Source organism: Nocardia sp. XZ_19_369 (assembly GCF_015355715.1).
In the GTDB taxonomy this organism is placed as follows: domain Bacteria; phylum Actinomycetota; class Actinomycetes; order Mycobacteriales; family Mycobacteriaceae; genus Nocardia.
Genome location: NZ_JACVED010000002.1, coordinates 209,057 through 222,979, shown reverse-complemented (window position 1 = coordinate 222,979; position 13,923 = coordinate 209,057). Strand labels below are relative to the sequence as shown.

At 67.4% G+C, this 13,923-nt stretch carries 14 protein-coding genes; 10 read left to right on the top strand and 4 right to left on the bottom strand.

All coding sequences use genetic code 11. The annotated features are described in order from the left end of the window. Positions 1–54: 54 nt before the first annotated feature. The 6 genes from IBX18_RS07275 (at position 55) to IBX18_RS07250 (ending at position 6,733) form a co-directional block, all read left to right on the top strand. Positions 55–1,221, top strand: coding sequence for an acyl-CoA dehydrogenase family protein (locus tag IBX18_RS07275; RefSeq protein ID WP_194832966.1), 1,167 nt, complete (start codon positions 55–57; stop codon positions 1,219–1,221). Next, a complete protein-coding gene (accD, locus tag IBX18_RS07270) occupies positions 1,218–2,963 on the top strand; it encodes an acetyl-CoA carboxylase, carboxyltransferase subunit beta (protein WP_194832965.1) in 1,746 nt (581 codons plus the stop codon). Before IBX18_RS07275 ends, accD begins: the two co-directional genes overlap by 4 nt. 3 nt (positions 2,964–2,966) lie before the next feature. Continuing rightward, entirely contained in the window at positions 2,967–4,331 is a 1,365-nt protein-coding gene (locus tag IBX18_RS07265; RefSeq protein ID WP_194832964.1) for an acetyl/propionyl/methylcrotonyl-CoA carboxylase subunit alpha, read from the top strand. 5 nt (positions 4,332–4,336) lie between these two features. Beyond that, on the top strand, positions 4,337–4,726 hold the full coding sequence (locus IBX18_RS07260; RefSeq protein WP_194832963.1) for a lipocalin-like domain-containing protein: 390 nt from the start codon (positions 4,337–4,339) through the stop codon (positions 4,724–4,726). Beyond that, positions 4,723–5,649, top strand: coding sequence for an alpha/beta hydrolase (locus IBX18_RS07255; RefSeq protein WP_194832962.1), 927 nt, complete (start codon positions 4,723–4,725; stop codon positions 5,647–5,649). The genes IBX18_RS07260 and IBX18_RS07255 overlap by 4 nt, the downstream gene beginning before the upstream one ends. Positions 5,650–5,977: 328 nt before the next feature. Further along, positions 5,978–6,733: an AfsR/SARP family transcriptional regulator gene (locus IBX18_RS07250; protein ID WP_194832961.1), complete on the top strand. Its 756-nt coding sequence runs from the start codon at positions 5,978–5,980 to the stop codon at positions 6,731–6,733. Between the two features lie 19 nt (positions 6,734–6,752). Here the strand turns inward: IBX18_RS07250 and IBX18_RS07245 are convergent, their stop codons facing one another. Then, a complete protein-coding gene (locus IBX18_RS07245) occupies positions 6,753–7,139 on the bottom strand; it encodes a helix-turn-helix domain-containing protein (protein WP_194832960.1) in 387 nt (128 codons plus the stop codon). A 268-nt stretch (positions 7,140–7,407) separates the two neighbouring features. On the opposite strand from IBX18_RS07245, the gene IBX18_RS07240 reads away from it, so the two are divergent. Then, positions 7,408–8,250: an aromatase/cyclase gene (locus IBX18_RS07240; protein WP_107657108.1), complete on the top strand. Its 843-nt coding sequence runs from the start codon at positions 7,408–7,410 to the stop codon at positions 8,248–8,250. After that, on the top strand, positions 8,247–8,996 hold the full coding sequence (locus tag IBX18_RS07235; protein ID WP_194832959.1) for a cyclase family protein: 750 nt from the start codon (positions 8,247–8,249) through the stop codon (positions 8,994–8,996). Before IBX18_RS07240 ends, IBX18_RS07235 begins: the two co-directional genes overlap by 4 nt. Positions 8,997–9,028: 32 nt before the next feature. Here the strand turns inward: IBX18_RS07235 and IBX18_RS07230 are convergent, their stop codons facing one another. From IBX18_RS07230 to IBX18_RS07220, 3 genes are all read right to left on the bottom strand, one after another. After that, complete coding sequence (locus tag IBX18_RS07230; protein WP_194832958.1) at positions 9,029–9,568, bottom strand: biotin/lipoyl-containing protein; 540 nt, start codon at positions 9,566–9,568, stop codon at positions 9,029–9,031. Between the two features lie 37 nt (positions 9,569–9,605). Beyond that, positions 9,606–10,802, bottom strand: coding sequence for a diguanylate cyclase (locus tag IBX18_RS07225; RefSeq protein ID WP_194832957.1), 1,197 nt, complete (start codon positions 10,800–10,802; stop codon positions 9,606–9,608). A gap of 212 nt (positions 10,803–11,014) precedes the next feature. Next, positions 11,015–12,409, bottom strand: a complete 1,395-nt coding sequence (locus IBX18_RS07220; RefSeq protein WP_306796231.1) for a M14 family zinc carboxypeptidase — start codon at positions 12,407–12,409, stop codon at positions 11,015–11,017. A gap of 48 nt (positions 12,410–12,457) precedes the next feature. On the opposite strand from IBX18_RS07220, the gene IBX18_RS07215 reads away from it, so the two are divergent. Further along, complete coding sequence (locus IBX18_RS07215; RefSeq protein ID WP_194832955.1) at positions 12,458–12,595, top strand: hypothetical protein; 138 nt, start codon at positions 12,458–12,460, stop codon at positions 12,593–12,595. 285 nt (positions 12,596–12,880) lie between these two features. Beyond that, positions 12,881–13,756, top strand: a complete 876-nt coding sequence (locus IBX18_RS07210; protein WP_194832954.1) for a LysR family transcriptional regulator — start codon at positions 12,881–12,883, stop codon at positions 13,754–13,756. Positions 13,757–13,923 lie beyond the last annotated feature (167 nt).

Here is a 13,923-nt window from a genome sequence, read left to right as displayed (position 1 = left end):
CGGTGCGAACCGGGACCGACGCCCACCGAATCACCCATGAGCCGAGGAGAATTCATGTCCGAGTCCGAGAACAGCCCGACCTTGTTGCAGTCGGCGGCGCACGACGTCGCGGCCGCCGCGGCCGCCGAAGCCACGACCGCCGAGGCGAATCGGCGCTTGGCTCCCGACGTGGTGAAATCCTTTGTCGTCGCGGGCTTTCCACGGCACTTCGTGCCCGCCGAGTGTGGCGGCACCATGGGCACCTTCGCCGACCTCGGCCGGGCGGTCGCCACGCTGGGTACCGGCTGCACCGCGACCGCATGGTGCGCCTCGCTGGCCGCACACACCTCGCGGATGGCGGCGCACCTGCCCACCGCGGGATACCGGGAGATCTGGGCCGACGGACCGGATGCCCTGCTGGTAGCGGCATTGTCTCCCTCTGGCACCGCCGAACCCGTCCCCGGCGGCTATCGGCTGTCGGGCACCTGGCCGTTCGTGAGCGCGATCGACTACGCCGACTGGGGCATGCTCACGGCCGTGGTGCCGCGCGACGGCGAGCCCGAGCCCAGGGTGCTCGCCGTGCCCCGCGCGTCGATGCGGACGGTGGACACCTGGCGCAACATGGGGATGGCGGCGACCGGCAGCAATATGGTAATCGTCGAGGACGTCTTCGTCCCCGAGGCGCGCACCATCGCGCGCGCCGAACTGTTCGCCGGACGCGCGAACGACTCTGCCGCGCCGTGTCATTCGGTCCCCATGCAGGCCACCACCATGATGTTCGCCGACCCCGTGCTCGGTGCGGCGAAGGGCGCGCTGCAGGGCTGGCTCGACCACATCACCCCGAAGATCCGCGCCGCGGCGAACCAGCCGAAGCCGGCCCTGCCCGGCATGCCGACGTTCAACCGCACCTCCCACGATGTCACGCTGGCCCGCGCCGCCACCGAGATCGAGGCAGCCGAACTGCTGCTCGGCCGCGCGGCAGCGACCGCCGACGCCCCACCGATCTCCACGTACGACACCATGCGGAACTGGCGCGACGTGGCGGTGGCGACCGACCTGCTCGTCGGCGTCGCCAACCGGCTGCTGCGCGCGGTCGGCACCAGCGGTCAGGCCGCGGGCCACCCGGTGCAGCGCTTCTGGCGCGACATCAACTCGGTGGCCGGACATCAGGCGCTGCAGGTCGAGTCGGCCGCGATCGCCTTCTCCCATCAGGTGATCGACAACCCTGAGGAAGCACGATGACCGAAACTGTCATGAACCCTGCTGTCGCGGAGCCTGATCCGGCGGCCGACGTCGAGTGGGTGCTGTGCCGTGCCTGCGCGACACCGATCTACGGCAGGCGGTTGCGCCGCAATCTCCATGTGTGCCCCGAGTGCGCCGCGCATCTGCCGGTCACCGCCCGCGAACGGCTGACGCAGCTCGCCGATGACGGCCGATTCACGTTGCTGCCGTTCGAGATGACCAATACCGATCCGCTCGGCTTCGTCGACACGGTGCCCTACTGGCAGCGGTTGTCCCGGGCCCAGGCGCAAACCGGAATGGCGGAGGCGGTGCTCTGCGCGCGCCTGACCATCGACGACCAACCGGTGATCGCGGCGGTGATGGACTTCCGGTTTCTCGGCGGCAGCCTCGGCACCGCCGTCGGTGAGTTGATCACCCTGGCGATCGAAACCGCACTGGCCGAACGTGTTCCGCTGCTGCTGGTCACCTCCTCGGGTGGCGCACGGATGCAGGAGGGCGCGCTGTCGCTGATGCAGATGGCCAAGACCAGTGCGGCCATGAGCGACCTCGATCGGGCGGGCGTGCTGTGCGTCTCGCTGATCGCGGATCCGACCTTCGGCGGTGTGGCGGCCTCGTTCGCGACCCTCGGGGACGTCATCATCGCCGAGCCCGGTGCCCGCCTCGGGTTCGCCGGGCGACGGGTCATCGAACAGACCATCCGGCAACAGCTTCCGGCGGACTTCCAGACCGCGGAGTTCCTGCTGGAGCGCGGCTTCATCGACATGATCGTGCCCAGGCCACAACTGTGCGCCGAGCTGGGAAACCTGTTGCGACTGAACGGCGCCGGTGACCGGCCCCGGATCCCCGCCCGGCGCGCCGACCGCTCGTCCACCATAGTCACCGACCCGGATCAGCTGCCGCACGCCTATCCGTGGGACCAGGTGCGCAAGGCACGCTCACTCGATCGGCCCACCGCGCTGGACTATCTCGGGTCCGCCTTCGAAGGCTTCCGCGAGCTGCACGGGGACCGGATCTCCGGCGAGTGCCCGGCCTTGATCGGCGGAACGGCACGCCTGGACGGGTTGCCGGTCATGGTGCTGGCCACTCAGAAAGGCCACACGCCAAGGGAATTGGCCGAGCGCAACTTCGGCATGGCCTCCCCGGCCGGCTATCGCAAGGCGGCACGGCTGATGCGCATGGCCGACAAGCTCGGCGTGCCGATCGTGACCCTCATCGATACCCCGGGCGCCTACCCCGGCGCCGACGCCGAGGAGCGCGGCCAGGCGGTGGCCATCGCGGAGAACCTGCGGCTGATGGCCACGCTGTCGGTGCCGGTGGTGGCCGTCATCATCGGCGAGGGCGGCAGCGGCGGTGCGCTGGCCTTGGCGGTCGCGAACCGCGTGCTGATGTTCTCCGACGCCGTGTACTCGGTGATCAGTCCCGAGGGTTGCGCGGCCATCGTGTGGAAGGACGACACGGCAGTCACCGCGGCGGCGCAGGCGTTGCGCCTCAACGCGCGAGAACTGTTGCGGCTCGGCGTGGTCGATGGTGTGTTGCCGGAGCCGGACGGCGGTGTCGGCGCGGATCCGGTCCGGGCCGCCGAGACCCTCCGTTCCGCGCTGACCGCCGCGCTGCACGAGTTGGGCGGGTTGGCACCGACACAGCTGCGGCTGGCACGACGGGCCCGCTTCCGCGGCTTCGGCGCCTCGGTCGCGGTCGAGACGGAGCTGGCCGACATCGAAGACTGGGCCAGGCGGAGATAGGAAATGTTCACCAAGGTACTGATCGCCAATCGTGGGGAGATCGCGGTGCGGGTCGCGCGGGCCTGCCGCGAGCTCGGCATCGCCACGGTCGCGGTGCATTCGACCGCGGATCGCGAATCATCGGTGGTCCGTCTCGCCGACGAGGCGGTCCAGATCGGGCCCGCTCCCCCGGGCCGCAGCTATCTCAATGCCGCCGCCGTGCTGCAGGCGGCCGAACAAACCGGCGCCGACGCGATCCATCCCGGCTACGGATTCCTGTCCGAGTCAGCGGATTTCGCCGAGGCCTGCGAGTCGCTCGGTATCACACTCATCGGCCCGCCCGCATCGGTGATGGACAAGCTCGGCGACAAGTCCTCCGCGCGGGCGCTGATGACGGACGTGGGAATTCCATTGCTGCCGGGCAGCATCGAGCCGCTGGACCACGCGTCAGCCCGGAAGTTGGCCGCACGCATCGGGTTTCCCGTCATCATCAAGGCGTCCGCCGGGGGCGGTGGGCGCGGCATGACCGTGGTGGAATACGGCGAGCACTTCGACGAGGCGTTCCATCGCACGCAGGCGGTCGCGCAGGCCTTGTTCGGGGACGGCCGCGTCTACGTCGAGCGGTATCTGCCGCAGACCCGGCACGTGGAGGTGCAGGTGCTCTGCGACAGCTACGGCAACGGCGTGTATCTCGGCGAGCGCGACTGCACCGTGCAGCGCAGACATCAGAAGCTCATCGAGGAAAGCCCGGCGCCCGAGCTGCCGACCGGGTTGGCGGAGCGGATGGGCCGCGCCGCGGTGGACGGGGCGCTGGCCGCGGGCTATGTCGGCGCGGGCACCTTCGAATTCCTGCTCGCGCCCGACGGTAACTACTACTTCATGGAGGTCAACTGCCGGATCCAGGTCGAGCATCCGGTGACCGAGATGGTGACCGGCATCGATCTGGTCGCCGCCCAGCTCGATATCGCCTCGGGCGGCGTGCTCGGTCTGTCCCAGGCCGATGTGGTGCCCACCGGCTGCGCCATCGAATGCCGGATCAACGCCGAGGATCCCGCGCACGGCTTCGCCCCGGCGCCGGGCGCCATCACCGAATTCGTACCGCCCGGTGGACCTTTCGTGCGCGTCGATACGCACGTCTATCCGGGGTACGTGGTGCCGGCCAGTTACGACTCGCTGCTCGCCAAGTTGATCGTGTGGGCGCCGCACCGCGAGGGCGCGATCGCCCGAATGCGTTGCGCGCTGGACGAATTCCGGATGTCGGGGCCACAGTTGCACACCACGGCGGCGTTCCTCGCCGAGGTGCTCGACCACGAGCGCTTCCGGTCGGCTACACACACCACCGCGCTGGTCGACGAGATCCTCATGACGTCGTCGTCGGTCGGCGGGTGAGCGGGATGCGCGCGGCGGACCTCGTCGGCACCTGGTGGCTGGAGGCCTATCGCAGTATCGGCGACGACGGCGGCGTGCACGAGGGGCCACTCGGCGCCGACCCGCGCGGCCTGCTCTTCTACGCCGCGGACGGTCACATGTCGGTGACCATGATGCGCTCGCCGGGCACCGGCTCCGGCTTCATGGGCTACGCGGGCACCTGGGAGCTGTCCGGCAGGCAGGTGATCCACCGGGTGTTGGTCAGCTCGCACGATTATCTGGTCGGGACCCGGCAACACCGTGACGCCGAGCTGGCCGGCGATCGGCTGACCCTGCATGCGGTGGCGCCCGCGGCATCCGGCCGGGCCGGGCGACGGTTGTTGCGGTGGCGACGAATGACGGGAGTGGGCCGGTGACTTACGATTTCGACCCTGAGCTGGCGCCGTTCGTGCCGCGGCTACGACCGCTCGACTATTCGGATCCGGTGGCCGCCCGCGCCGATCTGCGCGCGGTGATGGCTCGTCAGCCCGCCTACGAGGCCGCGTCCCGGGTGACGATCGTGGACCGGCCGATACCGGGCCCACCCGGCGCCGGGCCGGTCACCGTGCGGATCTATCGTCCGGTCGATCGGCCGGAACCCCTGCCTGCCTTGATTTTTCCGCACTGGGGTGGCTTCGTTACCGGGGATCTGGATACCGCGCAGACCTTCGCGTCCCGGATCGCCGATCAGGTCGGCGCGGTCGTGGTGTCCCCCGAGTATCGGCTCGCGCCGGAGCATCCGTTCCCGGCCGGCCTGCACGACTGTTACGCCGCCCTGGAATGGACGGCGGACCGGGCAGTGGAACTAGGGGTGGAACCACACCGGATCGGCGTCGGCGGCTTCAGCGCGGGCGGCGGGCTGGCCGCGGGGGTCGCGCTGCTCGCACGGGACCGGCACGGCCCCCGAATCACGTTCCTGTACCTGCTGTTTCCACAGCTCGACGACCGCCTCGCCACCGTCTCCGCGCGGTCCTTCACGGACACGCCGATGCTCGACCGCACCGCGCTCACCCAGTGCTGGCGGCACTACCTGAGCGATGGCCCGCCGTCGGCGTACGCGGCACCGGCGCGGGCCGTGGACCTTTCCGGGTTGCCGCCCGCGTTCGTCGGGGTCTGCGAGTACGACCCGCTGCGCGACGAGGGAATTTCCTTCGCGCACCGCTTGATTCAGGCCGGCGGGAAAACCGAGATCGTGCACTATCTCGGCACGTTCCACGCGTCGATCGGACTCGCGCATGCCGCCGTGTCGCAACGCATGGTACGCGACCAGATCGCCGCGCTGCGGCACGGTTTACGGTGACGAATCAGATAAACAGGGCATGACCCTTTCGGACGATAGGTATTGTGTAACCGAATCGAAATGTGAAACTCGGGCTATCGTTGAGCACCCGTAGGTGCCGACCACAGAAGTCTGGGCTTGGGGTACCCAGAATAGTCGGGATAGCATTCGAGCGACACGATTCGGGTCGAATCGAGCGATAATTCCTCAATCCGCCCGGTGTCAGTATTGGAGCCGTCGCGGCCGGGGCGCGGCGTACTCTTGGTTCGAACACATTCAACGGTCAGCTACGACCAGTGCGACGTTGACCGTCTTGACGCATGTCCGACACCCCGGGGGGGAATGGAAAATGAGGTTCAAGCTGCTCGGCCAGTTCGAAATCGTCGCCGACGAAGGGCCGATCCTGTTGACACAATCGAAAATAAGCCAACTACTCGGCTTGTTATTGATTCAGAACGGCGAGACGGTGAGCGTGGATTCCTTGATCGAGGAGCTCTGGGGCGAGGACATGCCCCGCAGCGCGCTCACCACCCTGCAAACCTACGTCTACCACGCCCGCAAGATGTTCGCGGCGCTGTCCGGCGGCAAGGACATCCTCGTCACCAGGCCGTCCGGGTACGCGATCGAGGTGGCCGACGAGTCGGTCGACGTGCGGGCGTACATCGCGCATGTCGACAAGGCCACCAAAGCGTACGCGCTCGGCGATGTGGAATCGGTGATCGATCATCTGGACGCGACCCGCAAATTGTGGCGCGGGCCGTTCTTGGTCGGCATTCCGAAGGGACAGATACTCGACGCCTACGTCACCTATCTGAAAGAAGTACGACTCACCGCGCTCGAACTCGATATCGAAATCAAGCAGCGCACGGGTAATTACCGAGGGCTTATTCCGCAGCTTCGGTTACTGGTGGCAGAGAATCCGCTCAACGAAAATCTGCACGCTCAATTGATAAAGGTGCTGCACAAATGCGGCCGCCGAGCGGAGGCGCTGGCCGCATATCGCGATCTGTGGCAGGTACTCGACGCGGAATTGGGTGTGCGGCCGACCTCGGAGCTCCAGTCGATCCAGCAGGAACTGCTGACCGAGGACCGGGTGGCTTACTAGCAGCGATCCCGCCGGGCCTTTATCGCCCGGCGGGATGCTCGGCCATTGCGGAGCGCACCGCATCACCGTGGCGGTGCGCCCACCCACCCAATGCGAAAATGGGAAGCAACAAATCTTTCCCCGCCTCGGTGAGCTGATATTCGACGCGCGGCGGGGCTTCCGGATAACGCCGGCGTTCGACCAGGGCCATGTCTTCCATCCGCCGCAACGTCTGGGTGAGCATCTTCTGACTGATGCCGCCGATGCTGCGGCGCAACTGACCCGTGCGCAGCGGCCCGTCGCGCAGCGCGTACGCGGTGACTGTCAGCCAGGAGTTGCCGAACAGGGGGGCCACCAGCCCCGGCGGGCAACGGCCCGCGACAGCGTCGTGGGACGAGGTGTACCGGGAATCGGCTGGCGTCGTCATGATTCTCAGCCTGCCAAGCCGTTAGGCACCTGTTGGTGCGTATCGGCGGGACTACCGTCGGCGTTCGGTGCGGCAGGACCGATGGCACCTCGACCGGCCGACCACCGCGGCGCTGCGTACGGAGCATTCCGTACGCAGCGCGTGAGGGGTTGTGGTGGTCGGCCGGCCGGGCCGGTGCCTGCCGCGCCGCCTCAACTCGCGTCCGAGTGAACCTCGAGCCCGCCCGCGCACGATCGAGCGTGACAGCACTCGACCAGCGGAGGCTCGCTTGATAATCCACACAATCATCTACCGTTTCGCGAATTCGGTCAGCGAACAGGACCGCGACCAGTTCTTCACCGGACTACGCGCGCTCGCCGAAAGTTCGGACCTGATCGAACAATTCGGCCACGGCCCACACATTCGGCTGCCCGTCGACGACGGCGCCCAGGGCGTCACCGCCGACGCCATCGCGCAGTTCTCCTGCCGGACCATCGCGGACCTGCGGACCTTCTCCGAACTGCCGCACGTCCACGGCTTCATCTCCCAGTGGCGCTCCAAGATCACCTACGACGCCGCCTACGCCAACCACGAGGATCTCCTCGCCCGCCGCACACCGACGAACGGAGCCACCATGCACCACACCGAGCACACAGTCACCGTCGAAGCACCGGTCGACGTCGTCTGGGGCGTCCTCGCCGATGTCGAGGGATACGCCAAGATCTTCCCGCCGACCCAGCAGGTCACCATCCTCGAGGAGTCGCCGACGCACCAGATCGCCCGGCTCGTCGTCGAGGTGAGCGGGGCGAACCAGTCGTGGGTCTCCCGGCGCGACCTCGACGCCGACCGGCACGTCATCGCCTACCAGCAGCTGGAGAAGGCGCCGCTGATGGGGCACATGGGCGGTGAGTGGCGGGCGCTGCCGCTGGACGACGACCGCACCCAACTGGTGCTGACCCACGACTTCGTGGCGCGCGAACCCGTCGACGGCAAGGTCGCCGGGAAGTACACCTACGCCGAGGCCGACGAGATGTTGCAGGCCGCGGTCGAGCGCAACAGCGTCGCCGATCTCGCCGCGGTCAAGATGGAGGCGGAGCGGATCACCGCGGAATTGGCCGGGACCGCAGCATGACTCGCCTGATCGATCTGAGTGTGGTGCTCCGGGACGCGCCGAGCGAGGCGACGCCGGTGAAGATCGATCTGCTCGATCATCGCAGCGGTGCGACCGTGCTCGGCCTTGCGCCCGAGGACTTTCCGGACGAAATGGCGATCTCCAATGAGACCGTCACGCTGACCACGCACACCGGAACCCACATGGACGCACCGCTGCACTACGGTCCGCTCTGCGCGGGGCAGCCTGCCCGCAGCATCGACCAGGTGCCGCTCGAGTGGTGCTACGGTCCCGGCGTTCGCCTGGACCTGCGGGCCGTGCCCGCGGGCGAGGCGATCACCCCGGCGGATCTGGCGGGTGCGCTCGACAGCATCGACCACCAGCTGACCCCCGGTGAGATCGTGCTGTTGTGGACCGGCGCCGACCGGCTCTGGGGTACGGCGGCCTACCTGGACCACTTTCCGGGCCTCAGCGGTGAAGGCACGCAATTCCTTGTGGAGCAAGGCATTCGGGTGATCGGCATCGACGCATGGGGTCTCGACCGGCCGATGCGGCAGATGATCGAGGAGTACCGCCGTAGCCGCGATCCCCGCGCGCTGTGGCCCGCCCACATCTACGGGCGGCAACGCGAATATCTGCAACTGGAGAAGCTGGCACATCTCGAAGAACTGCCCACCGCTACCGGGTTCACCATCGCGTGTTTCCCGATACCGGTGGGCGGGGCAGGCGCGGGCTGGACTCGCGTCGTCGCCATCGTGCCTGCCTGAGCTCCCCCGCGGCCACCGCCTGAACGAAGTGTTCAGGCGGTGGCCGCATCCGGTTCGACGGCGAACAACGGCTCGTCGAACTCGACCGGGCCACCCTCCGGGCCCAGCACCTCGGCCACCCGTCCGGCGACTCCGGCGTGCACCGGGATCATCAGCTTCATGACTTCCACGATCGCGACCTGAGTTGTCGGCTCGACATGGTCGCCGACGGCGACGAACGGCGCGGCACCAGGTTTCGGAGCCCGGTAGAACACGCCTACGGAAGGAGCGCGTACGAGATGGCGCGAGTCCACCACCACCGCTCCTTCGCTCTCAGTGGAGCTCGAAACATGCTGGTGCGTAGCGACACCCAGGTCAGGCGTGGTGGCTTGCGGCCACTCCGCCTCCACCGTGACCTCCCCCGCGCGGATGCGCAGCACGCTCGGCGGGACACCGAAGTCGGCTTGCAGGCGCAGCGCGTTGGCTCGGACATGATCGAGCAGGTCGTTCAGTTGCGCCACCTCGGCGGCGTCGGGTGGTCCGGCACGACCGTTGTCGGCCGCGGGCCTGACGTTGTCGGACACTGCTGTCATCGCTGTTATCCATTCCTCGTGGGTAGACCGTACGAGGTCAGGATCGGCGGTGCTGCTCGTGTCGCGGTCGAGTGAGCCTGGAAACCTCGGCGCCGGCCTGCGCGAAACGGCTCGGGTCCGGATCGGGCGCGGCTGCCTGCGCGCTTCGGCTCACCTCGGTGACGACAACGGTATTGCCGCCCAGTCGCTTTGCTCGATACATCGCCGCATCGGCAGCACGCAGGACGTGCTGATGCGGCGGCAGCTCGCCGGTCCGGGACGCCGTGAACAATGCGGCGCCGACGCTGGCAGTAATGGTGATCGGCAGGCCGGGCATCGTCGCGATCGCGGCACGCAGCCGCTCGGCGACCACGGCGGCCGGCACGTCACGCACCCAGCCGACCACCGCGAACTCCTCGCCGCCGGTGCGCGCGATGAGGGCATCGGAGTCGGCCGCCGACCGCAGCCGATCCGCGGTCCGCTGCAAGACCTCGTCCCCGAACGGATGGCCGAACGTATCGTTCACGGTTTTGAACCGGTCCAGGTCCAGCGCGATCGCGTAACCCGTTGGGCGCCCGGCCCATCCGGCGCGTTCCGACCAGTGCGAGTCGAGACCGCGCCGGTTCAGCAGTCTGGTGAGCGGATCGGACAGCGCGTCCATCCGCAGCAGCCAGTGCGAGAGCTGCACGGTCGGCAGCACCACACCGATCACGGCGAGATTGGCCACCACGACCGCGATGCCGAGCGCGATATCGCCGCGCCAGCGTCCGGTGCCGAGCACCATCGTCGCCGACAGCACCAGGATGGACAGCAGCGACCAGCCGAGGCTCAGGGCCAGGATCCGCGGACTGTGGAAGACCGCCACGTAGGTGCCCGTCGCGACCAGCATGAGGATCCCGAGGGCGCCCAGGACACGGTCCTGGACGAGCATGCTGTCGACGGTGGTGACGACGTCGATGACGGCGATCCAGACCAGCGATTCGGACTCGCGCGGCCACGGCAGCGCCCACCAGCGCACGGCCCACGAACCGCCGACAACGGCGGACAACATGGTTACCGCGGTACCGGCCCTCCCGTGCACACCGGCCGGCGAGACCGCCATCAGCATGGCGTTCACCAGCATCATGAGGCCACCCGCGCCGATCACGACCTTGATCCGGCCGAGCACGGAATGGTATTCGAGAAAATCGACCACCCAGTGGTAATCGACCCGGTATTGCCACCGGGACCGAAATGACAAGCGGTTGTTGGTCATCGCGATACCGCCCTTACATCGGCGGTGAGATCATGACCGGAATTCGACTACCGGGGCGATCGCCCGCGTGGCGCAAGCATGGCCAGCACAAGCTATCAGCTTTACATTCGGAAGAATCTGTACAGTTACCAACGTCACCGTTCCCGACACCCGGCACGCACAGCCGAGCGCCGACCCGGCCACAAGGGACCAGGTCGGCGCGCGGAATGGAATCAGTTGCCTGCGGGACTCTGCTGTGTCTGGTTATCGGCCGGACTCGGCTGTGTCTGCTTGTACGGTGCGCCCGCGGATTGCGCCGCGGTGGTGAACGCCCGCTTGATCTGCGGCCAGAAGGTGTCGTTCACGCAGGAGTAGCGGGGCATGAAGCCGCCACAGGACGACGAATTGTTCGGGCCGATTTCGATGGTGAGACTGGCCAGTCCCAATGCGCCGTGTGCCTGATCGTCGGTCGTTCCGGTGGTCGAGTATCCGACGGTTTCTTCGGAGGTGCCGACGGTGAACCCGGGAACGATCTTCCTGGCCAATGCGCGCAACTGGGTCGCGTTCGTCGGGGTGGCGGCGCTTGGAATGATCCCGTAATTGCCGTACGCGTGCAGATCGATCACGATTCCCTTGGCGGTATCCGGAACATCCCGGCTGCCCGCAGGGCGCTGATTGGTGAACAGGCTCGCGTAAAGTCGCTGTACCGCTTGGGTTTCCGGTTCGGAAGCGGCGCGCGGGCCCTGGAACGTCTGCGAACAGGCGTTCCGCGAGGCGCCACCCCAGCGGATGGTGAAGTTGCGGTTGAGATCAACGCCCGGACCGTTGCCTGACCCGTCGACGACCGAGCAGGACGAGGGTGTCTGGGTGTTGTTGACGTTCTTACGCTGCATCTTCGGCCGGTTGCCGCCGCTGGCCGTCACGTCGACCCCGTCCGGGTTGGTCACCGGGACCACCCAGATCTCGGTGTTGTCCAGGATCGAGGTGGCCGTGGCGTCGGTGCCGTAGCCGTTGGCGAGGTAGTCGATCCACTTCCAGGCCAGTTCGCCGGTCGCCAGCTCGCGGGCGTGAATCTGCGCGGTCAGCAGGAAACGCGGCTTGGTGGAGGCGGTGGGCGACATCGCGCAGCCGTTCGGGGCGAGCGTCGTCTTCGCCGTGGCCTTCTCCTGATCGGTGGCCTTCTTCGCGACTCCGGTCAGGCAGATGACTTTCATGGTGTGCCCGCCGGTGCCTCGTTCGGCCTTCCAGCTCTTGCCGATGTCGTGCACCTGGGCGATGCCCGGGTATTTGGCCGCCACATCCGAGGCGTGCTTGAGCAGGTCCGCGGCGGTGTGATAGCCGCCGTAATACGTAGCGTCCGGAGCTTTTCGCTCCTGCGGTAACGACTTGTATACCGGTGCGCCCTTTTTCGGTTGGAGTCCGCGTTCGCGCAGCGCCTTGGCGGTCGCCTCGTCCGTGGCGATGGTCACCTGCCCCGGACCCGCCGGAACCATTTCGATCCCGGCCTCCGCGATGATGTCCTTCTGCGCCTGGGTCGGCACCGGAACTTCCCAGTAGTAGGGCGAATCATCCTGGCCGTTCGCCGTCGCCGGATTCAGGGCCAGCGTCGAAAAACCGCACACCGTCACCGCGGTCAAAGATGCCAGAATATTGCGTACTCTGCTCATGGACTTCCCTTGTCTCTCGCGCAACCGCCCGCCACCGCATTACGCGGCGCGACGTTGTTCGCAGTCCCCGACGCGGACTTCGCCTGTCCCGATGCCCGCCGCGCCCGCACCCAGGACGCCGCCCGGCACGAGGCCCCGGGCACCTGAATCGAGTCGGCCGGAAGATACGGGACATATCGGCTCCTCCAAAGGGACGTATGAATTCCCGATGGGCGGAGATTAAGCCGCGGCATCGGCTGGGTGAAACCCCAGATGACGAGTGGGGAATACAGGTTCCCCAGAAAAAGTGTTGCCCGAAAGACGCTGCACCCCTCGGCGATGCACAGCCGCACCCGGCAACATTTCGCCCGCCCACCGGAGCTGGCCGTCCACGCCCGACGCGCCTAGTGTGGCTCTTCGGCCGACAACCCCTTGTTGTGAAAGGAACCGGAGTTGGAACTGGATCTCGGCGCGGTCCGGGCCTTCCTCGTCCTCGCCGATCACCAGCACTTCGGCGCGGCGGCAGATCATTTGGGACTGACCCAGCAGGCCGTCTCCAAGCGCATCGCGAAGCTGGAAGCCTCGTTGGGCACGGCACTGTTCCACCGCACCCGCCAGGGCAGCGACGTCACCGAGGCCGGGGCTGCCTTTCTCGTCCATGCCCGCGCTCTGATCGCACTGGCCGATCAGGCCGTCGCCTCGATACAGGGAAACGACCGCCCGCTGCGGGTGGACGTGCTCGGTACCCGCCTCGCGCCGACCGAGCTGATCAGGACGTTCCACGAGACCCATCGCGGGGTGGAGATCGACATCGTGACGTCCAGCGGGCTGCGCAGCGGCCGGCCCGCCCTCGTCGACGGCACCATCGACGTCGCCTTCGCGCGAGTGGTCGGCGCGCTGGACCCCGCTATCGACCACATGCCCGCGTACCTCGAACCCCTGCACATCCTGGTCGGCCACAAACACCACCTGGCCGATCGACGCCGGGTCACTCTTGCCGACCTCGCGGGTTCGATCGCCCGGATGCCCGGCAACGAGCCCGGCAGCGAATGGGCGCAGTTCTACGACGAGATCGCCGAATCCGCCGACGGCTACCTCTTCTCCGGCGAATTGCTGCGTGTGCCTTGGCATCCCGATATCCACCGGATCCCGCTCACCGAGCCGACACCCTGCTATCCGCACTCCATGCTCTGGCTCCGGAGCAATCGCCATCCCGTGCTGCCCCGCCTCCTGAGCCACATCACCACCTACCTCGACCCGTTCGACCCCGAACGCCACTGGCTCCCGCAGACCGAGATCCGCAGCGACAGCTGGGGCCGATCCGCTTGACGGACAACCGTTCACGGGCAAGGCAGTCGGCACCGACACTTTGGGGCTGCAAACGGAATCGGTTGGGGCACAAGGCCAGCCATGACAACCACTGGTTGTCGTGAGGTGCGTGTTGATTGTTTGACCCGCGATCGCTCGCTCGGCTCGAATAGGCCGATCCGAGTCCG